Raw genomic sequence first — 24297 nt, forward strand, 5'->3', positions numbered from 1 at the left:
GAACGCAACCCCCGCAACTACCTGGCATTTCTCGGACTTGCCGCCGCCCTCTGCTGCTACAAGCGACTCGTCCGCCTCACCACGTAGGACACGGTCTTAACAACGGATTAGTGACTCCAGCAGCCGCATCAGCTCAGACTGGGACAAGGCCATCGCGTGCTCCTCCGGTTGAACTGCCCGTTTACCAGGGAGACTTGCGCGATGGCCTGCCCTTGCTCAGGGAGCATGCACGGTCAGCGGATGCACTCCCCGGGCAGACACCCGCGCGTTCCGGAACCACGCCCGGCTACACCACTTCATGGGACGCGATCCCAACAACGCCCCCTCCGAGCGACAGCCCGTTTCCACCAGGGGAGCCCGAGCCGGGGAAAGCACACCTCCCAGACATTACGACAATGCCGAGGTTCCTGAAGCAGCCGTAAATCTGCGGTGATTCCAAGGTAAACGACTGTTGCTTTTGAAACGTGCTGTCCTGGCGCGTAATAGCCACCAGATACTTTCGGCTCTTGACCTTCTGCCTTCGGTGAGGCTTCAGTGGTGCGCGCTCATACGTGGTACGTGTCGTCTGAGAGGAACTGTCGTGCAGCAGTACCGAAAGAGACGCTGGCTCGCGATCGCAGCGACAGGTGCGGCTTTCATTCTGTTCGCTGGTGCGGCGCCCGCCGGCGCCATAGCGAGCAGTCAGGACGAAAGCAGCAAAGCCGCTGTTGTTTCGGAATTAACCCGCCTTACCCCGGAAACTACACCGGGCTCTGACAAACCCTCGAGCGAACCGGGTGCAAGCCGGCTCTCTGGCATGGCAGCGAGTTGCACCGAGCCGGATGAGAACGGCCGGGGGTCCTGCGTCGAGTACAAAAGTCCCGGCACCATACCGGCCCTGCCGAACGGCGAAGGCAACATGCAATTGGCGGCAGTTGCGCCGCCTCAGTGGTGCGAGAGAGCCCAGGGCGTGGTGTATGCCACGCGCACTCAGGCCTGCCAGATCGACTCGGTCTACTACGAGACGTATGTGGTGCGCAACGGCACCCGGACGACGACAGGTGAGGCCAATCTCCTCCTCATCAACTACAGCTACGGCAGCACCAGTGAGTCCCGCATAGCCCATCAGCTCGACGTCACCGCCTTCAGTGGCTGGGGCGACGCGCTCAAGGGCTCCTACAGCGGCAACGCGCGAGTCGGCTATGCCTGCACCAAGGAGAGCGGTTCGTTTTCCGCAAAGCCGATCCAACCGCTGAACCAGTGGCACACAGGCGAGGCGTTCTTCGACTCGACAGCGACCGCCGCCGGCGCTGTCGGGGAGTGCGGCACGGGATGGAACCTGACCTTCACCAATCCGGGCTACACCTCGACGACGTATGTGGTCCCCGTTTTTCGCCAGTTCCGGTGTGACAACAACACTGCAGGGCGGACCGACCCCGGCTGCGTCGTGCCGTGGTACGCCTCGGCCGTCCACTACAGCCAGGCCTCCTACCCTGACCTGGCCTCCCATGTTTCACGCGCCCAGGCCTCAGGCCTGCCGGGAGCGACCTTCGAGGCACCGCTGACTCGCACGACGGATCCGGCGGTCAACGCAGACAACCGCCAGAAGGCATGTGGCGATGCGCCCAGCGTGACCGGCAAATCATGCGACGAATACCCTGTCGCCAGCTCCTATCAGGGCCTTTCGGCCGGCGGCACCCGCCGCACCTTCGATGGATGCCAGTTCCCCGGCATCCCGGCCGGGCAAGGCCCCACAGGCGTCAGCGTCTGCATGATCACCGCTACGGAGAACAACTCACAGGGCGGACTGCACTCCGCTATGTATCGCACTGAACGCGTCCTCGACAAGGACCCGTTCCGTGTAGTGGTGACGCCCTGACTCCACCAGCAGTGCGTCACCTCACAGTGACGCGGCGCCGGGGAGCAGTAGCGGATTCGTCCGGACGCTCCCCGGCGCCGCACTCGGGGCGAGAAGCCGATGCCATCGAAGCTAGCCTGAAACGGAGGAGGATCCATGAACGCCTCATGGCACGACGTCTTCGTGACGGAAGGCACCTTCGGGCTGCTCGATGACGGGGAGATCCCGGTGCATTCCGCTGACTGGTCGAACGGGCTGATCGCGCCGATGCTCCAGGGCGGCGCCCTTGTCCGCACAGGTATCCAGACGGGATACGTCCGCGTCTACGTCCGCGCCGAGAGCCAACCGGCCGAAGAGATCGACGAGTCACGCCCCTGGGAAGAGGTCGTGGAGGCAACCGTCACCGCTCCCCGAAACCGCCTCCGGCTCGAATCGCTCGACTATGGGCCGCCTGCCCCTGACATCCCCCTGACTACCACGGACACCACCCAGTACCGCGTCCGAGTCCACGCCACCGGAAGGGACGCCCCCCAAAGGCATACCGCCCAGATGCCGCCGGAGGAGTATCTGCTGCTGGTCTGGCCCGCCGAATCAGCGCCCACCCACACCCTGCGCACCAGTAGCCGGCTCGAAGAAGAGGAACAAGCCGAAGCCGCCCACCCGCATCCCCCACGCATGCACCCGGCCGAACCCCCTGAAGCAACAGCGGAGCGAGAGATCCGCACCCGACTCGACGAAGCACTGAAAAGGCGCCGGAAGGATCAGTAGCGGGAATTCGGCGCGGCCTCGCTCACTGATAGCCGGTGCTCGTGCCGTGTGAACCCCGGATGAGCCGCGCTGACGTGACGTGCAAGTACCCCGCGAGGGGTGGGCAGTTGGCCTTGCGAACCGGCTTGGTCCCTTCCCCGAGGCGCTGTTGCCCCGGATCACGATCAGGCGCGATGTCTTCCGTTCCCACCGTGCCCGGCGCGCTCTCCGTCACGCGTCGTCGCCCTTGATGCTCAGCTTCACCCGGTTCTCGTGGAAGTTTTCCCAGTTCATGACCAGGCGGAAGCGCTGGTGTGCCTCCAGGCGTTCCGCGTCGGCCGGCTCCTGGCCCCGCTGCACGCGGGCGTCCCCGGACTGCACGAGCTCCGCGAGGGCGATGCGGACGTCGTCGGCATCCTGGCTGGTGGCGGCCGCCAGTCGCTCCAGGGAGCCGGTGAAGTCAGGCTGACTGGCGATCCCGATCAGCATCGTCAGCGGGAAGCCCTGGCGGGGCAAGACGTGGTCCCAGCCCGAAGCCCACCAGTCGTTGTGCATCGCCAGGTCCCGGCGCGGCCCAGGCACCGACGGGTTCTCAGTCATCCGCAGCTATTCCTCGAAACGGTCAAACGCTCGCAGCCTACGCACTGTTGTGCGCGAAGCGTTGTCACGCGCGCCCGACCCAGGCTTGATGGTGGGACGCGACATGCAGCCCCTCGCGCAGGCGGCCGCGCAGGACACCAACGCGTGTCCTGCCCTCCACGACCTGCAGCCCGCTGTCTGACGGGTCCAGCAGGCGTCGGACGATCAGGATCAGCGGGCGCAGCCACGTCCCGTGCTCTTCCCAGTGCCGACCCACCTCGGGGCGGCGAACCTTGACCCAGTGCACCGGGTTCTCGGCGTAGCTCTCGATACAGCCGGCATCGGACGCTCCGGTCGGCATCCTGACGAAGTCCGCGGCCGGGATCGTCTCCAGCCGCCACCTGACGTCGCGCAGGTCGATGCCGCCGTAGTCGCGTACGAAGGCAGCGTTGTCGCCGTGGTCGAAGAGAAACTGCTCGAGGACGTCGTCCGGCCACTGCAAGGAGACCAGCGCCGGGTCGGCGCGGAAGCGGGCGAAGCTGAGGCCGCCGTCTTGGCGGCGTGCCATCAGCGGGCTGAGGTCGCTCAACTTCATGCCGCCAGGTGTACCGCAGGTTCCCGACAGGGTTCCTCTGCTCCGGTTCAACTCGGATTCGAGTCACGCGGACCCGGCTTGGCCAGGTCGGGCGTCAGTGACCTCGTCGAGGCGAGCGCAATCGGCCCCAATAGTTCGTGAAGATCAGGCGTCTTGAGATGCTCGGGAGGGCGTCTCCATTTTGGGACCACCGGGCTGACGGGGCCGGGGCCTGCCCAGTCGACCATGCGACCGATCTCCTGGCGGGCGCCCGCCTGTGGGTCAGGACGATCGCGTTGCTACCCGCGCGATCCGCGTGAGGGTTGTGCGCATGCCGTGGCGGCTCACGACGATGCGGCGCTCCGGGGTGGTGCCGGCGAAGACGACCCGGCCAACCGCCCCCGCCACTGCGGCGGGGTTGAGTCCGTAGGCAGCCTGGACCGCCGCGATCGCCTGCTCGTACGTGTCGGTCCGCGTAGCTAGCTCCGGCCCAGGCGCCGAGGAGGCTGCCGGCCAGCAGGTTAACCGGCCAGCGGACAGCGACCTCAGCGGCCGGGACCGCTGCCAGCCGGGCGGGCAAGGCGACCACGACCAGGCTCAGGCATGCCTGTGCCCTTTCGGCGGGACCCACGAGGAAAGGAACGAAACAATCCGACCTCGACTCATGACGGTGGCAGAGGCACAAGCCCGGGCGGCGGACCTGGCGGCAGGCGCAGATGGTGCTGTTCCGGACTGAGGGGCCCGGTTTGAGAGGTCAAACCGGGCACCTATCCAGACAGGGTCACAACTCGTACGGGCCCTCTGACTTGCACCTAAGGGCCACATTTCCATTGTGCACCAGAAGCGTCATGACATCCGCGAGAACGCAGATCTCACGAGGGATTCTTTACTCCGATACATCCGATCACTCTCGTCAGATCAGAGCTAAGAAACAGTTGATAGTAATACCCTTCACTTTTGCGGTCATCGATATACCCGATCAGAAGCTCTCGATCACCACTCGCAGCGAGACTGGCTACCGCTTCCTCAAACCCAATCGAAGGGCGGTTGAGTTCTTGCGATATCCGCAGTCGTCTGGCATATGTGCGATGAAGTCTCGTGGCAGGGATCTCACCCGGCCAAACCTCGAAGTCCGCCCCAGCCACGAGGGCACTCTTTGCCTGAGAACTGGCGGAAGACTCGTCACGGAATGCCTGCATCAATTCATCTCGGTCCATTCTCACCCCTTTCGTCTTCGTGGATCGAACCACGATCCACCGCCAATACTGATCTCGGGCGCTTCGACAACGCTGAAGAGTAGATGCTCTTCCTCAAACCAGCTTCCATCCAGCTCAGTGTCGTGAACCTGGACGTCCCTGTTTGGCACACCGCCCTGAGGAACTCGCATCACCACCCCACCTGTACCGTATTCATCAGCAAATTCTGTTGCTATGTCAAGGTCGTGAGACCAGGAAGTCATCTCACTACCTGTATCGCCACCGACATGCCGCTTCGGATCCGAATGTCCCCCGAACGGAACAGCTTGGCCTTCAAGCGCATCAGCATGCTTCTGATGCCCGTTGGGCACGCCCCGGGAAAGGTATCCATCTCCGATGTCGCAGTTGTGAACGAGGACTGGGGTGTCAGCTGCGAGCACGTAGTACGCGTGGATGTCCGTGATGGTCAGATCGTGAGTGCGCTGCCGCTTGTCGAAGTGACGGTTGGCTGTGACCTCCGCCGTGTGCCCCGACGGGGTGTGCAGCTTCATGCCGGGCTTCAGGTCGCCGGCCTTGATCCATGCCTGCTCAGACTCGGCCCAGAAGGGATGGGTCGTTGTGGCGATCAGAGCCTGCTTCTTACCCGAGGGGGATATCACCGTGAGGTCAGAGAAGTGCTTGTCGTCCTCGGTGACGATGGTGCCTGCCACCTCACGGACCGTTGTCTTGCCGTTCTTCGGGTCGGTCGTGACGACCTTGTCGCCGAGCTTCACCTTCTCGATCGGCTTGGTACCGCCGCCGGCCAGCAGGACCTTTGTGCCGGGCAGGAAGCTGTGGCACTCGGTCTTTTTCTTTTTCTTGAGTGCCGCCGCCGCCTTCTTTCTGGCGTCCGCCAGTTTGTCCGCAGCCTTGGAAAGACCGGCCCTCGCCTTGCTAACCCACTTGTTGGCCTTCCACAGGTCTTTGGCCCCACCGATCAGGTCCCCAACCAGGTCGGTCACCCGCTTGGCGAGCCTGAGGCCCTTCGACCAGTTCCACGGCGCGCCGTACTTGGCGAGGATCTTGCCCGCCAGGCCGCCCGCGAAGCTGCCTGCGATGTTGAGTACGGTTTCGCCGCAGGCACCGACGTCACCGCTGGAGATGCAGTCCAGGGCCGCGTCCACGCCCAGGATGTCCCGGACGATCTTGACGAGGGCCTTGCCCGCGGACTTGATCCGCTGCTTGGCGGAAGCCTGCTGCTGTTGTGCCCCCGCCAGATTCGCGGACGCCACGCTGTAGTCGGACTGCGCCTGGGTGACCTTCGGGTCGGTGGTGGTGCTGGTGACAGGCTTGCCCCCAGTGCACTCGATCACCCCCTGGTGGCAGTCCGCGAGGATCATGCCGCTGGGGTCGGCGTGCGTGACCGGCGAGTTGTTCGCGTACGCGTAGCCGTTGATCTGCTGGGGCTGCGTGTACTCGATGACCGGGTCGACCGAGATGAACTTGCCGATCACCGGGTCGTACTCACGCGCCCCCAGGTGGGTCAGGCCGGTCGAGGCGTCGATGGTGCCGCCGACGTAGCCCTTCTCGCCCGGCCAGGTGCCAGTCTTCTCGCCGCGGTAGACGCCGTAGGGGTCGAAGCGGCGTTGGCTGATCGCGCCGGTCGTGGCGTCGATCGCCACCTCGCCGGTGCCGTGGTGATCCGAGGCGACATAGGACAGCTTGGCCGCGGTGCGGACTGCGACGGTCTGGCCGGCGAAGTCGTAGTAGCGGGTGGCCTCCTTCTTGGTGCCGTCGGCCGACAGCTTCAGCTCGGTGCCGGGCAGGTAGACGGTGGTACCGGTCGGGTCCTTGCGGACGAGGCGGTTGCCGGAGCCGTCGTAGAGGTAGCTCGTCTTCGAGCCGTTCGCCTCGGTGACCTCGTTGAGCTTGCCGGTGTCGGTCCAGGTCAGTGACTGGGCGTTGCCGCCGATGGTGCGCTTGGTGGTGTTGCCCGCGTCGTCGTACTCGTACGTCGACTGCTTCTCCCCGGTCGGGGTCCTCTCGGTGACCTTGGTGAGCTGGTGCGGGCCGTCACCCAGGGCGCCGGCGGTGCCGTACTCGTAGCTGCGGGTGATGTTGGAGACCAAGGAAGCACGGCACTGGCTGCGCTGCCTCGGATGCTGCGGCATTTCGCGGTGGTGGCAGCTCGCCGCCGGGGCCGGCCACCGCGCTGCGGCATCGCGCTGCAGCAAGACTCCGGCGCCACCGCTTTCAGCGCGGCTTTGACCAGCAATGCAGGCATGCGCTGATCATGACGCAACACCAGGCCCGGTCCGACGCCAACCAGGGCGACATGGACGCGGACTCCCCGTCGCATCAGGAGGAACGCCGCGGCAGCCCCCGAGGGTTCACCACTGCGCGGGCTGCCGCTGCACGCGAGATACCGCCCCGGCCACCGCGATACCCGTCTTGTGCATGTACCGCATATCTCTCCTTCGACTCACGGGCACGGCTTGTGCCCACGGCCGCACGCCACCGGATCCCGGGGCGTGCCGTTCGGTTGGTTCGGCATCGAGTTCATCGGGCTGGGGGTTGTTGCACAGCCGTGTCTCGGGCGTGAAACAAAGCAGGTCACAGGCTTGGGTTGGCGAGATGGCGTCTTTCGCGGTGGTGGGGCGCGTGTTGGGATGAGACGCCGCTGCAGCTCACGCGGTCGGCACGGGGGAAGGAAGCGATATGGGGCGTCCGGAGACGGACCTCGATCCGGGGCGGGGTCCGGTTCAGCGGTTTGCGTTCGAGTTGCGCAAGCTGCGTCAGGAAGCGGGCGGCATCACCTACCGGCAGATGGCCCGGCAGGTGGAGGTCTCGGTCACCACCCTGTCGAGAGCTGCCAAAGGAGAGCAACTGCCCTCCCTGCCGGTCGCCTTGGCCTATGTGCGGGCGTGCGGCGGCGATGAGCAGGCCTGGGAGCGGCGCTGGCGCGAGGCGGTCACGGAGCAGGCCCGGGCGGCCGACCTCGTGGCGGACGAGAGTATTCCTTCCCCCTACCGTGGCCTGGCCCGGTTCGACGTGGGCGATGCGGAGCTCTTCTTCGGCCGCGACGAAATGGCCGATGCGCTGGCCCGCACGGTGACGGAGCACCGCGTGTTTGCGGTCTTCGGGCCGTCCGGCAGCGGCAAGTCATCCCTGCTGCGCGCGGGGCTGATTCCCCGCCTGCGCAGCCTCGACGGACCGCACCGGCCGGCGGCGGTGCGGATCCTCACCCCGGGCGAGCATCCACTGCGCACCCACGCCGCCGTGTGCGACCCAGCCCCCGGCGAGGGGGATACCTGGCTGATCGTGGACCAGTTCGAGGAGATCTTCACGCTCTGCCGCGACCCAGGAGAGCGGGCCGGCTTCCTTGCCCGCCTGCTGGCCGCCGCCGAGCCCGCAAGCCGGCTGCGCGTCGTCCTCGGCGTACGCGCCGACTTCTACGGACGCTGCGCCGAGCACCGTGAGCTCGCCGACGCGCTGCGGGAGGCCAACCTGCTGGTGGGACCGATGAGCCCGGCCGAGCTGCGCGAGGCCATCGTCAGGCCCGCCCAGGCCGCCGGACTGATCGTCGAACGCGAGCTGACCGCCCGCCTGGTGGAGGAGACCGGCGGCGAGCCGGGCGGCCTTCCGCTGCTCTCCCACGCCCTGCGGGAGACCTGGCGGCGGCGCCGCGGCCGGGCGCTCACCATGGAGGCATACGAGGCGGCGGGCGGCGTCCACGGCGCGATCGCGCAGACCGCCGAGGAGGTCTACACTCGCCTCTCTGCCGACCACGCGGAGCTGGCCCGGCTGATCCTGCTGCGACTGATCGCCCCCGGCGAGGGCTCCCAGGACACCCGGCGCCCGGTCGACCGCGCCGAACTGGGGTTCGCGCCCGCCGACGAGGTCACCGTGGTCCTCGACCGCCTCGCCCGGGCCCGTCTCCTCACCCTCGACGACGACACCGTCGACCTGGCCCACGAGGCCCTGATCATCGCCTGGCCCCGCCTGTCCGGCTGGATCGACGAGGCCCGCGAACGCCTGCGCACCCACCGCCGACTGACCGATGCGGCACACGCCTGGGACGAGTTGGGGCGGGACGCGGGGGCACTGTACCGGGGAACGCGGCTGGCGATGGCGGAGGAACACCTCGGCGACGAACAGGCCCTCACCCCGCTGGAACGCGCCTTCCTCACCGCGAGCCGCACCACGCACACCAATGAACTCCGCCGAAGGCGCGGCCTGCTCACCGGCCTGGCCACTCTCCTCGTCCTCGCCCTCATCGCGGGCATCACCGCATGGCAGCAGTCACGGACGAGCGATCGGCGCCACCTGGAGGCGGAGGCACGCCGGATCGCCGCGGTGGCAGACAGCGTACGGTTCGCCGATCCCGTTCGGGCCATGCAACTGAGCGTCGCCGCTTGGCGGTTGGCCGAGACCACGGAGACACGGTCGGCGTTGCTGGGGGCGACGACTCAGCAGCAGGAGGACAGGTTCTCCTTCCCCGACACCGCCTCGCGGCCCATCGCGCAGCGGCTGGCCGCCGACGGGCACACCCTGCTCGCCGTGTATCCCGACAACATCCGTACCTGGGACCTGCGTACCGGCCGCCTCACCCACACTTACCGAGGGCCCGGCGAACTGTTCCACGAGGGTGAGGGGATCGACGAGTGGACCGACACCGTGGAGTTGTCCCCGGACGGCCGCACGCTCGCGCTCGTGCAGGAGGAGGGCGTACTGCTGTGGGACATACGGGCGGAGCGGATCGCGTGGCGCCTGGACGGTGAATCGCCGTCAGAGGTGCGTTTCGGTCCCAGTGGCCGCACCCTGGTGGCGGATGACATCGGTACGTCGCACCGCCTGCGCGTCTGGGATGTGCGCAATCACCGCCTCCGCATCACAGTGGCCTTGGGATTCGAAGACGCCATGAGCACACGGGAGACGGCGGTCAGCCCGGACGACCGTCTGCTGTACGCGTGCAGCGACGACCGTCCGCCGGAGGTCTGGGACATCGCCGAGCGGCGGAGACTGGATCTGCCCCGCCTGGCCGCACTCGGCCGTGACGCCTGCCACGCCCAGGACTTCACTTTCTCGCCCGACAGCCGCTCACTGGCCATGGCGACCGATACGGGAATCCGCCGCTGGGACCTCCGCACTGGCCGCGAGATCTCCCGCCTCTCGGCGGCCTCGCCCTACTGGCTGCGGTTCAGTCCGGACGGCAGGTTCCTCGCGGCCGTGGTCGACGGACACATCCTGATGTGGCGGCTCTCGGCTCCCGCCACCCCCGTGTACCGCCACGTCCTCGTCAACGAACAGCCCGAGGAGTTCGAGTTCGACCTGCCGACGCATACCCTGCGCTACCGCACCGAGTACAGCACGACGGTCCGTACACTGAGCCTGGGGCCCGCGGTGACCACTCGCTGGCACGACACCGACAACGACTATCCCCTGGCGCAGTTGGCCCCGGACGGGCGCACCCTCGCCTTCTTTCCATCCTCACCCGGCGGAACGACACAGCTGCGGTTGCTGGACACCCGCAGCGGCCGGGCCTTGGCCACCCCGCCCGTGGACCCGTGCGCCGCCGACGCGCTCGATCCGTCCGACCCGGAGGACACCGTCGACTGCTACGACATGGCGGCCTGGAGCGCGAACAGTCGCTATGTCGCGGTCGGCCGGGTCGGAGAAGACTCCTCCGGTGTCCGCGCGGGACGACAGCGGATCATCGTGTGGGATGCGAGGACCGGCCGCACCCACGCGACCGTCGACATCCGCCCACAGGATGAAGGCTCCTCCGACATCTTCGGCATCGCCCTCAGCCCGGACGGCGGCATGCTCCTCGTCGCCCGTGAGCTGGCGACAACAGTGACCGAGGTGTGGGACCTGCGCGAGCACGACCGGGCCAGGAAGGCCAGGTCCCTTACCGGCACCGGCGTTTTGAGCATGGTCGTGCGCCCCGACACGGGCAAGGTCGTCGATGCGAGCGGTGCGGTCGCCGATCCACACTCCGGCCGAGTGATCCAGCGCACGCTGACCGAGGACCAGATCGAGGCTCTGGCCTTCAGCACCGACGGCGCGTATCTCGCGGCCGCGGACAGCGGAGGGCGCGTGACCCTCTGGGACGGCGACGTACGCACCCGCCTCGGCGTGCTCGCCGGCACCTACACCGGCGCGCCGTTCCCCGAGGCCGACAGCAACGTCACCGCACTGGCCTTCTCCCCAGACGGTCGCACCCTGGCGGTCGCCGGCCTCTCCGGCACCCTCCAGCTCTGGGACACGGCTTCCCGCAGCCTCCTGGGCTCCGCCCTCCCCGCCCCGGGCGATCCCATCCTCTCCGTGGCCTTCACCGAGGACGGCGACACGCTCTACACCACGGGCAAGAACGTACGGCTCCAGCGCTACGAGATCGCCCCCGAACGCCTCGTCCGCCAGGCCTGCACCCGGGCCGGCTCCGGCCTCTCCCCGGCGGACTGGAAGACGTACCTCCCCGACATCCCGTACCGCATGACCTGCTGACCCGACGCCTGGCGCAGAGAGCCAATGGACAGTCCCGGGCAGCGGGCGAGGGGATCCAGCGCCGCGCGCCAGCTGATAGACCTCGGAAGCGGAGCGCGCGTCTTCATCTGGGGGCATGGTTGAGGGCACGGGTGAGCTCTCGGCTGGCGGCCCACGCAGCCTCCAACTCCTCTACTTTTTCGCTGAGTTCACCCCGTTTTTTTATTCGCTAGTTCCCGCTCAAGCATGACGACCCGCCGCTGAAGCTGATCAAGGTCGGTTGAAGCCCCCATGCCCGATTCGCTCCAGGCGCTCTCACCCAGCTGCTCGGAGAGGCGCTTCTCGAGCTGGCGAACACGAGCCGCCAGACGCCTGTTCCTGGCGAGCGCGTTGGCGAGGTCGGCTTGGAGTGAGGCGCGACTGACGGCGGCCTGTCGGCTCCCGTCAACCGGCATGGTCGCCGCTGCATGGACGCGTTCGAGAAGGTCGCAGTGCCGGTAGAGGAAGGTGCGATCGACTCGGGCGACCCTGGCCAGTCCGGAGACCGTAATGTCGTCGCCGGCTCTCAGGGCTGAGTCGAGCGCCTTGATCACACGCTCGCGACGCCGGACGGAATCGGCTCGTTTTCCGTCGATCACGGTGGATGTCATGCGGGCCTCTCGAGACGGAAGTCGGGCAGGGGCTGGCCGACTCGTGGCATGCCGAGGGAGACGGTCTGCCAGGAACGGCGGATGATGCTCACGGCCTGCTGGATCTCGGCGCGGTCTTCTTCTTTGAGGCTGTCGAGATCTTCACGGACACGCTTGATCAGACGCCGGAGGCGAATGATCTCCTGGTCTGAGGGCATCGCTTCGCTCTTGGCCCAGTCGTCCGCAGTGGCGAACGCGGCGAGGCGCTCACGGTTGCGGAGTAGGTCGGCCAAGTACGCCTCGAGGTCTGGCAGGTAGGACATGGCCTGGCCGTGGTGGAGGTCGCTGCCGCCGATGACGAGACCGCGTTCGCCATCCAGCAGCTGCTCGCCGCGCGGCGCGCAGTCGCGCCGGACGACCGTACGACCCGGGATCCCGGCGAGCCTGGCGTACGGCTGCGGTTCTTCCTGAACCTGCACGAGGACGCCGACACGTAGCCCGCGGCGAGCACCTGGCCGTCCTCGTGGGGGCCGAATAAACGGACCCGCCCTCCGCCCCCCCGGGAGCCGTTCGCGGCGTTCGTCGATCATGTGCGCCGGGGCGTCCGCTTCCAGGGAGGACCGCGAACGGCGACATGGCCGACGGGCGGGGCCTGCCGGTCTCCTGCCCGGCCGCACCCTGAAACCTTGTAGGTACCGGTACCCGCGACTCCACCTGAAGCTGACTGCTGTAACGCACAAGGCTATTGGCCTCTGGAGGGAACGAACATGACCGGCAGAACTCTGAGCCGCAGGACCGCGGCCGCCACCACCGCCGCGCTCGCCATGACGGCCGCGCTGATCGCCGGGGCGGCCGCCGCCCCGGCGAGCGCGGCGACGGCGGCCGTCACCTGCTCCGACCTGGCGATCCTGAGCGATCCACAGAATGCCTCCAGCACGGGCACGGCGAAGACGGCCACCGGCACCACAGGCACAGCCCAGGTCCGTTACGGCACCTACGACGGTGTGCGGTACGCCTGGGCGCGGACGACCAGCTACGAGTACGACAACCTGTACATCAAGTTCGAGATCGACACCAACGGCGACGGCGACGCCAACTGCTCCCACTACAGGGAGGCTACGAGCCGGACGTACACCACGGGCAGGCAGACCGAGCGGGGGGACGGCGTCCGCTACCGGGGCTGCCTGCTGTTCGACCCCGCCCACGACTGCGACGCGGCCGCCACCAAGACCGGTTGGTGGTAGGAGCCGGCGACTGATCACCGCGGGGCAGTGGCAGGCGGGTGACCCGGACATCCTCATCATCGCGGACGCCGCCTACGACGCACCCCGCCTGGCCTTCCTGCTGGGTGACCTGCCCGTGCAGGTGCTGGCCCGGATGCGCTCCGACCGCGTCCTGCGCAGGGCCGTCCCGCCCCGGCAGCCGCACACCATGGGCCGACCGCCCCGGCACGGCGGCGAGTTCGTCTTCGGCCACCCCGACACCTGGGGCACGCCGGACACCGAAACCGTCACCGACACGCGCCTCTACGGCACCGCCACCGCACGCTCCTGGAACCGGCTCCTCCCCAAGCTGACCCACCGCTCTTCCTGGGCGGCAGCCGACGGCACCCTCCCCATTGTCGAGGGGACGGTGATTCGCCTGGACATCGACCACCTGCCCAGCGGAGCAACCCCCAAGCCGGTCTGGCTGTGGTGGTCAGGCACCGATGCCACCCCGGCAGACGCCGACCGTCTGTGGCAGGCATACCTGCGGCGCTTCGACATCGAGCACACGTTCCGCCTGTTCAAGCAGACCCTGGGCTGGACCTGCCCGAAGATCCGCACCCCTGAGGCAGCGGACCGCTGGACATGGCTCATCCTCGCCGCCTACACCCAACTTCGTCTCGCCCGCCCGCTCGCAGCCGACCGGCGTCGCCCCTGGGAGAAACCAAGCTCCCCAGACAGGCTCACCCCTGCCCGCGTCCGCCGAGACTTCCGGCACATCCGCCCACAGGCCGGCTGCCCGGCCAGAGCACCGAAATCCACCCGGCCTGGCCCCGGGCGACCACCGGGCCGCAAGAACACCCGGCCCACACCACGCCACGACGTGCACACACCCCACAGAACGCAGCCAGCCAACCGGCAGACGAAGAAGTCAACGACCCCCCGGCCCCGCCGCATAGGTTAAAGATCAAGCTAGGCCGTGTCGCGGAAGTGGATCTTGGTCGTGAATGATCACCCTCTGTGGGACGTGGTGATCTGACGAATAGCCAGTGGGCTCGGCTGGAGCCGTTGTTGCCACAGGGCATCAAGCCGGGCCGTCCGTCGGTGTGGACGCGGCGGCAGCTGATAGACGGCATACGGTGGCGGACCCGGACAGGTGCTCCCTGGCGGGATGTGCCGGAACGCTACGGGCCCTGGGACAGGGTCTATGACCTGTTCCGCCGCTGGCAGCGGGATGGCACCTGGGCCAGAATCGTCACCCACCTCCAGGCCGAGGCGGATGCGAAGGGCCTGATCACCTGGGACGTGAACGTCGACTCCACCGTCTGCCGGGCCCACCAGCACGCGGCCGGGGCGACGAAAGGGGGATCTGCAAAAGGAGCCGCCCGGCGGCTTGCCGTCGAGCCGGCCGACCACGGCCTCGGACGCTCCCGGGGCGGGCTGACGACCAAGATGCACCTTGCCGTCGAGCAGAGGCAGAAGCCTCTGTCAGTGCTGATCACGGCCGGTCAACGAGGCGACTCTCCGCAGTTCGAATCGGTCCTGGACGCGATCCGGGTGCCGCGGATCGGTTCTGGTCGGCCCCGTAGGCGACCGAACCGTGTGCGGGCCGACAAGGCGTACGACTCCCGCCGCAACCGGGCCTACCTGCGAAGACGCGGTATCAAGGCGACCATTCCGGTCCCAGCGGACCGAGTTCGCAACCGTCAGAAACACGGCTCCCGAGGCGGTCGGCCGCCAAAGTTCGACAAGACCGACTACCGCGAGCGCCACGCGGTCGAGTGCGGGATCAACCGCCTCAAGCGTCACCGGGCCGTGGCCACGAGATACGACAAGCTTGCCGTTCGATACGAGGCGACCGCGTTGGTGGCAGTCCTCAACGAGTGGCTGTGACCAGTGGGTTCTGCCGTCGACCTCAGTCTGTCGGTGTCGGCACGGCGCAGGCGTCGGCAATAGCCCGCGTGTCCCAGTAGAACGGACGGACCTCAGTGATCCGCCCGTCCTTGACCGTGATCGCTTGCAGAATGGGGAAGCTGAGTTCACGGCCGGTCGCGCGAGCGCGAGCACGGACCTGTGTGAGCACGACCGCAGTTTCACCGGTGGCCAGGAACTCCTGTTCCACCATCTCGAACCACTCCCACACCTCTCCCATCATGAGGAAGAACTGCGTCATGCCGTTGTGCCCATGCCACGTGCCTCCGTAGGGCAGGGCATCTGCTTGATGCAGCTCGACATCCGGCGCAAAGAAGGGGGCGAGGAGGTCGAACGAAGCCTCGCCAGGGCCTCCCGCCGCCAGGTACTCCGCCTCAGCCGCATACATGCCGGTGAGAACTGTTGCTGACTCCGTAGTGGATGACATCGTCATGCCGCCAGCATGAGGACCACAGCAGGACCTTGCTGGCGGCAATCAGACATCGTTGTGCTGCACGGTCGGCACTTCCGCAACACGCCTTTGCCCAGTGGAGCCGCTGCCGCATCAGCTGCTGGCCGCGCTGGCACACCACCCTGATTGCTTCACGGCGTCGACCGGGACGATCTGTCTTTCGACCGCGAGGACGAGGACGAAAAGCTGCAAGACGTCCCCGAAGCCGGCGGCGATCAGCAGCCGCATCCGTTCGGTGTGCACCGCGATCTGGTGGCCAACTACGTGCGGACCGCCGCGGCCCGCGCGGTCAGGTCGACGAGAGTGCGCGCGGCAACCACGAGCCGGTGAGCGTCGGGGCCAGATGAGGATGCCCGCGAGGCGGAGTGCGGCCTGAACCGCTCCGGGATCGGTGGAGGCCTCCGGCCCGCCCCGAGTTGCGTGGAGTCGGGATAGCTGATTTCACGCTACAGGCGTTGTGCGAAGTTCGTACTCGACTGGGGTGTGCATCTCCAGTGCGGAGTGTCGGCGTTGCCGGTTGTGGAAGATCTCCAGGTACTCGAACAGGGCGGTGGACAGCTCCAGGCGGGTGCGCCACCGTCTGCGGTTGAGTAACTCGACCTGCACCCGGGCCCAAAAGGATTCCATCATCGCGTTGTCGACACAGTCCCCGATCGAGCCCATGGAGGGCAGCAGGCCGGAGGTGCGGGCGCGTTCGGTGAAGGCCCAGGAGCCGAACTGCACGCCATGGTCGGAGTGGATGATGGTGCCGCCGGGCTGTGGGTGGCGGTTGCCAATGGCCATGGCCAGGGCGTTGGTGGCCAGCGCGGCGGTGGGTGAGGCGTCGATCGACCAGCCCACCACCCGGCGGGAGAAGGTGTCCAGGACGACCGCGCAGTACACCTTGCCCTCGATGGTGGGGTGTTCGGTGATGTCGGTGACCCACAGCTGGTCGCGGGCGTGTCGGGTGAAGTCGCGGTTGACCAGGTCGGCGACGGATGGTGTTGCGGGTTTGGGGCGGCGGGTGCGGTTGCCGTGCAGGCCGGCCCGCCGCATGAGCAGTTCTACGGCGCCGTGGTGGACGTGGATGCCTAACCCCAGGGTGAGTTCGGCGCGCACGCGGCGGAAGCCGTAGGTGCCGCGGGAGGCGGTATGGATGCCGATGATGGCCTCGGTCAGCCAGGCGTGCCGCACAGTGCGAGCCGAGGGCGGACGGTCGCGCCAGGCGTAGTAGCCGGACTCCGCCACGTGCAGCACCCGGCAGGCCCGCTGGACCGCATGTCCCTCGCCGGCCATCACACGGATGGCTTCGAACCGCCTTTCCGGCGGTGGATGGCCAGCTCGGCCTCCAACTCCGCGATCCGCTTGCGGGCCGCCGCGAGTTCGGTCTGCTCATGGGTGGGGACACCAGGCACTTGTCCGGTGTCGATGAGGTGCTGGCGGCGCCAGACGTAGATGGCCTGCTCGCTGATGCCGAGGAGCTTCGCCACCTCGGCGACCTTGCGACCGGAGGCGACCAGATCGAGGACGCGGCGACGGAACTCGGGCGGATAGCTGCGGGGCATGACGGCCTCCGGAGGCTGATGAGCTGTCAATTCTCCAGCGACCCGGCTCCATCAGACCCGGGGCAGACCACCTCCACCGATCCCGGAGCGGTTCACCGTCGGGCGGGCCGGCACCGTGGCTCCTGCGCTTCCAGGCGGACCCTCTCGTCACTTCGCGGCGGAATTGGCGGCACGCGTCCCGTCACGGAAGCTCTGACTCCACCCGGTCTTCGCTGCGGGCCGTCTCCTTGCGGTGCGGAGTGAGGCTGCGGCGCACGGCTGGCGTACTCGAACACGGGGGACGGTGTTCATCCGAAGCCCCCCTTCCCGCATTGGCTGCACTCGCCGAACTCACATGGGGCCGCGGAGGAGTTTGCCGGTGGCTGGGTCCCACAGGCGTATGGACTTGTCCTCGCTACCGCTAGCGAGCTGCTTTCCGTTGGGGCTGAATGCCACGGCGCTGACCGCACCGGTATGTCCGGTGAGGGTGCGCAGTGCCTTGCCCCTGGTGGGGTCCCATAGGCGGACTGCGTTGTCGCCAGGTTCGGTCTTCGGTGTGTTCATGGGATCGGCGTAGGTGCCGGCTCCGGTGGCGAGGATCTGGCTGTTGGGGCTGAAGGCCACGGTGTTGAAGCCTTCATTTGAGTCCTTCAAGGTGTGCAGGAGCCTGCCAGTCTGCGGGTCCCAGACGCGGACTGTTCGGTCTTGCGAGGCGCTGGCGAGAATTTCCCCGTTGGGGCTGAATGCGATCTCCGAGATCCATCCCGTGTGTCCGGTGAGTGTGCGCAGGAGCTGGCCTGTGTTCGGGTTCCACAGGTGCACGGTGCGGTCGGAGGTGCTGGCGAGGATGCTGCCGTTGGGGCTGAAGGCAATGTCGGTGACGACGTCCTCATGGCCGGAGAGTGTCTTGAGTAGTTTGCCGTTGCGTGAATCCCAGATCCGTACCCTGCGATCGAAGGATCCGGTGGCGAGCTTCGGGCTGGTGGGGTCGAAGGAGATCCCGTAGACCGAGGCGAACGTGCCGCTGAGTACGAGTGGGTCCGACTTGGTATTCGGGCGCTGCACGATGACGCTGTTGCCGAAGCCACCGACGGCGAGGCGGGTTCCTGCGGAGTTGTACGCGATGGTGTACACCCAGTTGTCATAGGTGAAGGTCTTTTTAATCTTTCCTGTCGCCGGGTCCCACAGGCGTACGGACTTGTCTCGGCTCGCGCTGGCAAGTGTCGTGCCGTTCGAGCTGAACGCCACGTCGGAAATCTTGTCTGTATGGGCGGTGCGGGGGATGTGCGCGTGGTTGGAGTACCAGACGTAGGCGGCCGTTCCCCCGCCTGCAACAGTCAGGATGAGGAGTGCGTAGGCGACGAGTTTGGGCAGGCATCCGCTCCATCCCCCAGGCCACGCCAGCCGGGTCCGCCGGGGCGTCGGAGTCTGCGGCGCAGCAGTGGTGGTGCGTGTTTGTGTCCGGGGTCGTTTGCTGTCGGTCTTGGCGGACTCTCCGCGTGCCGGGGGCGTCGTGGAGGATCCAGCGGAGGGTGCGACGGCGCGGGATGGCTGGGCTGTTCGATTCGTCTTCGCGGGCGTGGTGGTCTGCGTTTCAGCGGACGCGGCAGCAGGTGCCGAACCAGCTGCTGCGGACGGGGCTTCAGTTTCCAGGAGGGCCCGCGCGGCCTGCGCCACTATGGCGAGGTCTTCCTGCGCGACCTGTTCAAGTGCCGTGCGTGCGGCGAGCACTTGGGCTGGGTCCCTGCTCTTGAGCCACTCCCCAATGGCCGCAACGGCGCCTGCCCGGATCCGGGGATGTGGGCTGTTGACCGCGTCGGCCCAGGCAGGCGGGAGCGTGCTGGCTTCGACGATGATTCCGGCAGGGCTGCGGGCGAGCAGGATCTTACCTTCGGCGCCATACAGCCAGCGCTGCGGGGTCTGCGTGGCGTCCTGCGCCGTCATCCGGTCGAAGGCATACAGAAAGGCGTCGTCTACGGAGACATGGCCGTCCTGGTCCGTGTCGGCCTCACCGGTCCCGATGCCGTGTACCAGGGCGCTGGTAAACACCGAGCCGGCCTGCACCTGCCCGGGAATCGGTTGCCCCTCGTAGGAGTACTCATTGGCCCGTGACGCCGTGAGCACCGCCCGGCCTCGACCGTGTCCGTGAAAGCGTTCGCCGAGGGAGAGGTCGCCCGGGCCCTTCGCGCCCCGGGCGAATGCACCGCTGAAACAGCAGTCCAGGATGAGGACTTGGCTGCGCGCCCGGCGCTCGTCGAGTTGGTCGATGAGCCACTGCGACTCCACGCCTGTGACGGCGAGCAGGTCCTTGCGGGTGTCGGTGGCCGCGAAGTAGAGGCGTTGGCGCATGTCGGTCACGCCGTGGCAGGTCAGGTAGACCACGGCCAGGTCCTCCGCGGCGCGGGCGCTGAGGAATGTCGCGATGGCCAGGCGTACGTTCTGGGCGGTCCTGTTGACGACCTTGGTGACGGCGAACCCGCCGATGGCGGGATCGGCGAGCACGGCGCTGAGCCGGTTTGCGTCCCTGGCCGGCGCGCGCAGCTGGCTCAATGCGTTGTCGCTGTACCGCGAGGTGGCAACGATCAGAGCGTGCCGGTGCTCACTCGGCAACTCAGGGGGCAGCGGCATGGCGGGCCAGCCAGGCGTTGACCAGCTGCTCCTGCAACTCTGGCGTCACCCCCGTGACCTCGATGCAGTCCCCGTCCAGGCAGACCTTGCAGGATCGGCCGGTCCTGCCGGCCCATGCACGTACCGCGCTGACCATCTGGCGCAGTGCCGTGAAGGTGCGCACCTGTACGGCCAGTGCTCCTGCCACCGCGGCAAGCCCCTTGGCTCCTGCAGGACTCTCCTGAGCGGTCACCAGATCAACGGCTGCAACATCCGTCTCCAGCAGGTCCTGGCGCAGCAACTGGGTCAGCTGTTCCAGGTCCTCCTGGTCGTCGCCTTCGGGACTCAGCACCCGTACGGCCACTTCCACCAGATCTGGCATCGAAGCCCCCCTCGACAGATCTGCCCAACTGCTCGCACTCAGGGTAGCGGTGGCGGCTTGCCCCAACACCCCTCCGTTTACCCTGTTTTGAGACGCCCGGAGTCTGGGCGCAGCAGGATGCGACGAGTGCTGTGGGTGGTGTTCGTTCGCCGGGTCGAGGCGGCGAGCGCACAACGACATCGCCAAGGCCGCGTGTTGGGGGAAGGAGCTCACCGATCCGGAGTTTCACGCCGGCATTTGCGAGACGGGATCCGATTGCTGCGCACTGGGTTGGTCGCTGCTACTACACATTTCCGGGCCGGCCGCCCTTATGTCTGGCACGAGCAGGTGGCAGGACCGGCAACGCTAAGGGCGAGCAAAGGATGGGCACATGATCTCAAATGCAACCTCCGCCGTTCGGCGCACCGGGCTGTCGAGAACCAGCGGCGGGATCGACGGGTCGCGGCCATTGGGTGGTCTGCAGCGTGAGGACACTCACCTGGAGGATCGCAGGTCAAACGGGCCAGGCAGGGTTCAGAAGCCGTCGCAATGTACCTGCGGCATTGCAGTTCAACGGCATGCGTTCACCGCATCAAATGTAAGACCTCATACCGAGAAGCAGGTCGTCCCTGGCGGGCCTCTGGGCGAAAGGACTGCGGCGAAGCCAGACTGGTCTCACGGGTCTGACTCAGGGGGCGGGACGGATGAGGCAAAGGCTGCCAGGAGTGCAATCGGTACAGGGCATTCTCAGGGGACGACGACGCCGTGGGTTCCTCGGCCGGGAGGCGGAGCGCGCCGCGTTCACGGAGAACTTCGCCGTGGCGCCAGAGGATGAGCGCCATCGTTTTCTGTTTCACATTCATGGCGACGCCGGTGTCGGCAAGACGTTCCTCCTGGCCGAGTTGGAGCACATCGCGCGTGAGCAAGGAGCGTTGACTGCCTCCCTTGACGAGTCCGCCGACAGCGTGCCGGAGGCGCTCGGGGCGCTCAGCGCCCAGTTTGGTCACCAAGATCACAGGTTCCGGGAGCTCAACCGCCTGCTCGCCGTCTGGCGGGAGCGCCGGGATGAGGCGGCATCTATCGGGTTGGATGAATTGCCGGACAGCAGTGTGCCGGAGCCATCGCCGGGCAGTATGGTGGCCGCGCGTGCCAGCCTCGTCGGGCTCGGGCTGGTGCCCGGTGCGGGGGCCTTCGCGGGAGTTGTCGATCCGGTTCAGGTGGCCCGGGGGGCGGACCGGCTGCGGGTCGCGCTCGGTGCGCGGCTACGTAGCCAGGAAGACGTCCAGATGGTGATGTCCCCTGAGCTCGTGCTGACGCCGGTGTTCTTACGGGAGTTGGCTGAGGCGGCCGCGTCCGTTCCATGGATCGTGCTCTTCTTCGATGCGTACGAAAGAACGGCGCCCGTTCTGGACAGCTGGCTGCGGGATGTGATGACGACGACGCGGTATGGCGCTTTGACGTCCCGGGTCGTTGTGGTGACGGCCGGGCAGTATGCCCTCAATGCCGCTGGGTGGGGCGAGTTCGCCGATGTGATCGCGGACTGGCCGCTGGGGAGTTTCACCGAGGCGGAGGCACGGGAGCTGCTGCGGAACAAGGGGGTCGTCTCCGAACCGGTGGTCAGGGAGGTACTCCGGCTCAGCGGCGGCTTGCCAGTGCTGCTCTCCACCCTCGCGGCCAGCAGGCCCGCGGAACCTGGCCGCGTGAACGACCCCAGCGCCACGGCGGTGGAGGGCTTCCTGAGATGGGAGCAGGATCCGGTGCGGCGAGCGGCTGCACTGGCCGGCGCGCTGCCCCGGCATCTGGACGTTGACATCTTCTGCACAGCGGTTGGCTGCTCCAAAGCCGAGGGGGCCGCTCTGTTCCCGTGGCTGCACAGCCTGCCCTTCGTAGCAGTGCATGGCATCGGTGTGCGCTATCACGATGTGGTGCGGGCCCAGATGCTGCGCCTGCAGCGCCGCCGTTCATTGCGTGACTGGAATGAGCGGCACACGGCCCTGGCCGAGCTGTTCGGGCAGTGGCGGGTGCAGGCCGAGGAACACCTGACTCCGAGCTCGTTCTGGAAGGACGGCAGGTGGCAAGAGCTGCGCCTGGCCGAGTCGTATCACCTCCTGTGTACCGGGTCGCGGCGTGCGTGGGATGCGGTCCTGCTAGAGGTGGCGTCTGCGTGTACTGCCGGTGAGACCGTGGCGCGCCGCTGGGCGCAGGTCTTCCAGGACGCGGGCGAGGACACGGAATCCGAGGAACTCCGTGGGTGGGGGCTCAGCCTGCAGGCGGCCCTTGCCGAGGGAGGAACGGTGCAGACTCTGCATCTGCTGCTTGATCAGGCGGGTTTCGGCGCCGAGGGTCAGGCGGCAGTCCTGGTCGCCTGTGGGGGCCTGCGCCGCGCGGAAGGCGAGGTACGTCATGCCCTGGCCGACTACCGCCGGGCTGTCGCTCTCAGCCCTCGAATGGAACCGGCCTACGTAGGCCGGGCACTCGCATATGCCGAACTGGGCGAGTATCCCGCGGCCATCCAAGACCTGGACCACGCCGACGCACTGGCTCCCAATACGGTGCAGACCCTGCGACGGCGGGGTGACTACTACCGGATCACGAACCGGCCCCAGGAGTCGATGCGTGATCTCCAACGGGCCGTCGAGCTTTCCCCGCTTGATCCCATGGTGTGGACGTCCCGGGGCGCGACGCACGACCGTCTCGGAGACACAGCGGCAGCCCTCACCGATCTCAACCATGCCTTGCAGCTGCAGCCCGACAATGTGCGGGCCCTGATCCACAGGGCCCGGGTGCGTACCTTCCAGCCGCGGCACTGCGCGCAGGCTTTGGAAGACCTCGACCGGGCAGTGGAGTTGGAGCCTGACGCTGCCTGGGTGCGGTGCGAACGCGGTTCGGCCCTACGGATCATGGGTGATCACCAGTCCGCCCTCGCTGACTTCGACCAAGCCATCGAACTCGACCGCAGATATGCCCGCGCCTACACCGGTCGCGGCGCCACGCTGGGCATTCTTGGCCGGTACCCGGAAGCCCTGAGCGACCTGAACCGTTCAGTGGAGCTGTTTCCCCTCCATGCATGGACGCTGTCCCGCCGCTGCTGGGTTCACACCAAGCTCGGAGCGTTTGAGCAGGCACTGGCCGACGCCAACAACGCGCTCACCTTGACGCCCGGTGATACGAGCACGCTCATGCACCGCGCCGAAGTGCTGCACAGATTGGGGCGGTTCGAGGAAGCACGCGCCGATCTCGAGACCACCATCGAGAAGGGATTCGGGTACGCGAACACCTGGTCGCCGTGGCGCCGGATCGACTTCTGCCTTGCAGTCGGCCGCCTGCAACAAGCCCAAGCTGACCTGTACTTCTACCTAGAACATGGCGCACGGGAACCCGCCACACGGACACAGCACCATCTCGCCCGTATCCACCTGCTCAGCAACCGGGCCGAACAGGCCATGTCAGCACTCCAGAAGTCCTGGACGGCGGACCCGCAAAATCCCACCGTGCTTGAAACTCTGTGCACCGCGCACCGACGAGCCGGCCGGGGAGGCGCGGCGCGGCAGGCAGCCGAGCAACTGCGCCACAGCAACGTCCCCTCCGGACTGACATGCCTCGCCTTGACCCTTGAGACCTGTAACGGCAGGCAGGCTGCTCATACCTGGTGGCACGCCGCAGAGAAGGCCATACACCAGGCCAGTCTCCCTGCCGGGACACGGCATCAATACAGCACCGTCGTCTACGCGGCCCTCGATCGGTGGCCCGCGGTGGATGCGGAACTGGCCCATCTGCTGGCCACCCCGTCGGCCCGCTGGGACGAACTAGCCGAACTGGCCGACACACTGGGAGAACTGCTACGCACCACTGGTGTCGACGGCACCCGCCTCGCGCCCCGCCTGACAGCACTCACCGCCGCGCGCGATTCCATCCACGCCCCCTACAAGTGAGGACAGCCGTCACCGCGGTCCAGCGGGCACGTTCCCACAGCCAGTACGCGACCGCGCCACGCGCCACCGTCAGCCGCGCCGCCTCCACCATGGAGGTGACGTCCTCTACGGGCTATGCGTGAGGATGCGGTGACGGGAGTGTAAATCTAACGGCGGATCTGACGATCATGGGAGAGACGTCAAGTGGCTGACGCCGCCGTGGAGTTGGAGACCGTGGAACCTGTCGAGAGTGCCCCGTCCGGGCAGCCTGCACCCGTGT

General features: G+C 67.2%; 16 protein-coding genes and 3 pseudogenes. 10 read left to right on the plus strand and 9 right to left on the minus strand.

The genetic code is table 11. The features are described from left to right. From IF78_RS49280 to IF78_RS0141210, 3 genes and pseudogenes are all read left to right on the plus strand, one after another. Positions 1-87: pseudogene (locus IF78_RS49280) on the plus strand (IS5/IS1182 family transposase); the annotation flags it as partial. A 493-nt stretch (positions 88-580) separates the two neighbouring features. Then, entirely contained in the window at positions 581-1858 is a 1278-nt protein-coding gene (locus tag IF78_RS45305) for a NucA/NucB deoxyribonuclease domain-containing protein (RefSeq protein WP_158751686.1), read from the plus strand. Between the two features lie 135 nt (positions 1859-1993). Beyond that, positions 1994-2605, plus strand: a complete 612-nt coding sequence (locus IF78_RS0141210; protein ID WP_031487964.1) for a hypothetical protein — start codon at positions 1994-1996, stop codon at positions 2603-2605. A gap of 210 nt (positions 2606-2815) precedes the next feature. Here the strand turns inward: IF78_RS0141210 and IF78_RS0141215 are convergent, their stop codons facing one another. The 3 genes from IF78_RS0141215 to IF78_RS0141225 form a co-directional block, all read right to left on the minus strand. After that, entirely contained in the window at positions 2816-3184 is a 369-nt protein-coding gene (locus IF78_RS0141215) for a DUF6042 family protein (protein WP_031487965.1), read from the minus strand. Positions 3185-3248: 64 nt separating this feature from the next. Next, complete coding sequence (locus IF78_RS0141220) at positions 3249-3758, minus strand: hypothetical protein (protein WP_031487966.1); 510 nt, start codon at positions 3756-3758, stop codon at positions 3249-3251. 1198 nt (positions 3759-4956) lie between these two features. Next, the gene (locus IF78_RS0141225; protein ID WP_031487967.1) at positions 4957-7041 is read right to left on the minus strand and encodes a polymorphic toxin-type HINT domain-containing protein; all 2085 of its coding nucleotides are present in this window, start codon (positions 7039-7041) and stop codon (positions 4957-4959) included. Positions 7042-7630: 589 nt separating this feature from the next. Here IF78_RS0141225 and IF78_RS0141230 point away from each other — a divergent pair. Next, complete coding sequence (locus IF78_RS0141230) at positions 7631-11419, plus strand: nSTAND1 domain-containing NTPase (protein ID WP_031498795.1); 3789 nt, start codon at positions 7631-7633, stop codon at positions 11417-11419. A 188-nt stretch (positions 11420-11607) separates the two neighbouring features. Here the strand turns inward: IF78_RS0141230 and IF78_RS44550 are convergent, their stop codons facing one another. Beyond that, positions 11608-12048, minus strand: a complete 441-nt coding sequence (locus tag IF78_RS44550; protein WP_234440016.1) for a DUF6262 family protein — start codon at positions 12046-12048, stop codon at positions 11608-11610. Then, the gene (locus IF78_RS0141240) at positions 12045-12350 is read right to left on the minus strand and encodes a hypothetical protein (RefSeq protein WP_031487968.1); all 306 of its coding nucleotides are present in this window, start codon (positions 12348-12350) and stop codon (positions 12045-12047) included. Before IF78_RS0141240 ends, IF78_RS44550 begins: the two co-directional genes overlap by 4 nt. A 9-nt stretch (positions 12351-12359) precedes the next feature. On the opposite strand from IF78_RS0141240, the gene IF78_RS48760 reads away from it, so the two are divergent. The 4 genes and pseudogenes from IF78_RS48760 to IF78_RS0141260 all read left to right on the plus strand — a co-directional run bounded on the left by IF78_RS48760 (position 12360) and on the right by IF78_RS0141260 (position 15125). Continuing rightward, positions 12360-12524: a DUF6207 family protein gene (locus tag IF78_RS48760; protein WP_158751688.1), complete on the plus strand. Its 165-nt coding sequence runs from the start codon at positions 12360-12362 to the stop codon at positions 12522-12524. Between the two features lie 270 nt (positions 12525-12794). Beyond that, positions 12795-13271, plus strand: a complete 477-nt coding sequence (locus IF78_RS50755; RefSeq protein WP_158751690.1) for a hypothetical protein — start codon at positions 12795-12797, stop codon at positions 13269-13271. 4 nt (positions 13272-13275) lie between these two features. After that, positions 13276-14196: pseudogene (locus IF78_RS0141255) on the plus strand (transposase); the annotation flags it as partial. Between the two features lie 56 nt (positions 14197-14252). Next, entirely contained in the window at positions 14253-15125 is an 873-nt protein-coding gene (locus IF78_RS0141260; RefSeq protein ID WP_031487971.1) for an IS5 family transposase, read from the plus strand. Positions 15126-15147: 22 nt separating this feature from the next. On the opposite strand, the gene IF78_RS0141265 is transcribed toward IF78_RS0141260, so the two are convergent. After that, positions 15148-15597: a nuclear transport factor 2 family protein gene (locus IF78_RS0141265; protein WP_031487972.1), complete on the minus strand. Its 450-nt coding sequence runs from the start codon at positions 15595-15597 to the stop codon at positions 15148-15150. 144 nt (positions 15598-15741) lie between these two features. Here IF78_RS0141265 and IF78_RS48770 point away from each other — a divergent pair, with 144 nt between their 5' ends. Then, complete coding sequence (locus tag IF78_RS48770) at positions 15742-15945, plus strand: hypothetical protein (protein ID WP_158751692.1); 204 nt, start codon at positions 15742-15744, stop codon at positions 15943-15945. Between the two features lie 111 nt (positions 15946-16056). On the opposite strand, the pseudogene IF78_RS0141275 reads toward IF78_RS48770, so the two are convergent. The 3 genes and pseudogenes from IF78_RS0141275 to IF78_RS0141290 all read right to left on the minus strand — a co-directional run bounded on the left by IF78_RS0141275 (position 16057) and on the right by IF78_RS0141290 (position 20127). Beyond that, positions 16057-17159 (minus strand): annotated as a pseudogene (locus IF78_RS0141275) (IS3 family transposase). Between the two features lie 330 nt (positions 17160-17489). Next, positions 17490-19766 (minus strand): caspase, EACC1-associated type, encoded by a 2277-nt coding sequence (locus tag IF78_RS45310; protein ID WP_051828640.1) that lies wholly within the window; start codon positions 19764-19766, stop codon positions 17490-17492. Beyond that, the gene (locus tag IF78_RS0141290) at positions 19750-20127 is read right to left on the minus strand and encodes a hypothetical protein (protein WP_158751694.1); all 378 of its coding nucleotides are present in this window, start codon (positions 20125-20127) and stop codon (positions 19750-19752) included. The genes IF78_RS45310 and IF78_RS0141290 overlap by 17 nt, the downstream gene beginning before the upstream one ends. Positions 20128-20831: 704 nt before the next feature. Between IF78_RS0141290 and IF78_RS0141295 the strand changes: the two genes are divergently transcribed. Beyond that, on the plus strand, positions 20832-24038 hold the full coding sequence (locus tag IF78_RS0141295; RefSeq protein ID WP_158751696.1) for a tetratricopeptide repeat protein: 3207 nt from the start codon (positions 20832-20834) through the stop codon (positions 24036-24038). The last annotated feature ends 259 nt before the right edge of the window (positions 24039-24297 follow it).

The sequence above is a fragment of the Streptomyces bicolor genome, assembly GCF_000719285.1.
In the GTDB taxonomy this organism is placed as follows: domain Bacteria; phylum Actinomycetota; class Actinomycetes; order Streptomycetales; family Streptomycetaceae; genus Streptomyces; species Streptomyces bicolor.

Bases quoted from the DNA above. Each gene is read 5' to 3' on its own strand.
- IF78_RS0141210 (WP_031487964.1), top strand. From the start codon at position 1,994: ATGAACGCCTCATGGCACGACGTCTTCGTGACGGAAGGCACCTTCGGG.
- IF78_RS0141215 (WP_031487965.1), bottom strand. From the start codon at position 3,184: ATGACTGAGAACCCGTCGGTGCCTGGGCCGCGCCGGGACCTGGCGATG.
- IF78_RS0141220 (WP_031487966.1), bottom strand. From the start codon at position 3,758: ATGAAGTTGAGCGACCTCAGCCCGCTGATGGCACGCCGCCAAGACGGC.
- IF78_RS0141230 (WP_031498795.1), top strand. From the start codon at position 7,631: ATGGGGCGTCCGGAGACGGACCTCGATCCGGGGCGGGGTCCGGTTCAG.
- IF78_RS44550 (WP_234440016.1), bottom strand. From the start codon at position 12,048: ATGACATCCACCGTGATCGACGGAAAACGAGCCGATTCCGTCCGGCGT.
- IF78_RS0141240 (WP_031487968.1), bottom strand. From the start codon at position 12,350: ATGTCCTACCTGCCAGACCTCGAGGCGTACTTGGCCGACCTACTCCGC.
- IF78_RS50755 (WP_158751690.1), top strand. From the start codon at position 12,795: ATGACCGGCAGAACTCTGAGCCGCAGGACCGCGGCCGCCACCACCGCC.
- IF78_RS0141265 (WP_031487972.1), bottom strand. From the start codon at position 15,597: ATGACGATGTCATCCACTACGGAGTCAGCAACAGTTCTCACCGGCATG.
- IF78_RS45310 (WP_051828640.1), bottom strand. From the start codon at position 19,766: ATGCCGCTGCCCCCTGAGTTGCCGAGTGAGCACCGGCACGCTCTGATC.
- IF78_RS0141290 (WP_158751694.1), bottom strand. From the start codon at position 20,127: ATGCCAGATCTGGTGGAAGTGGCCGTACGGGTGCTGAGTCCCGAAGGC.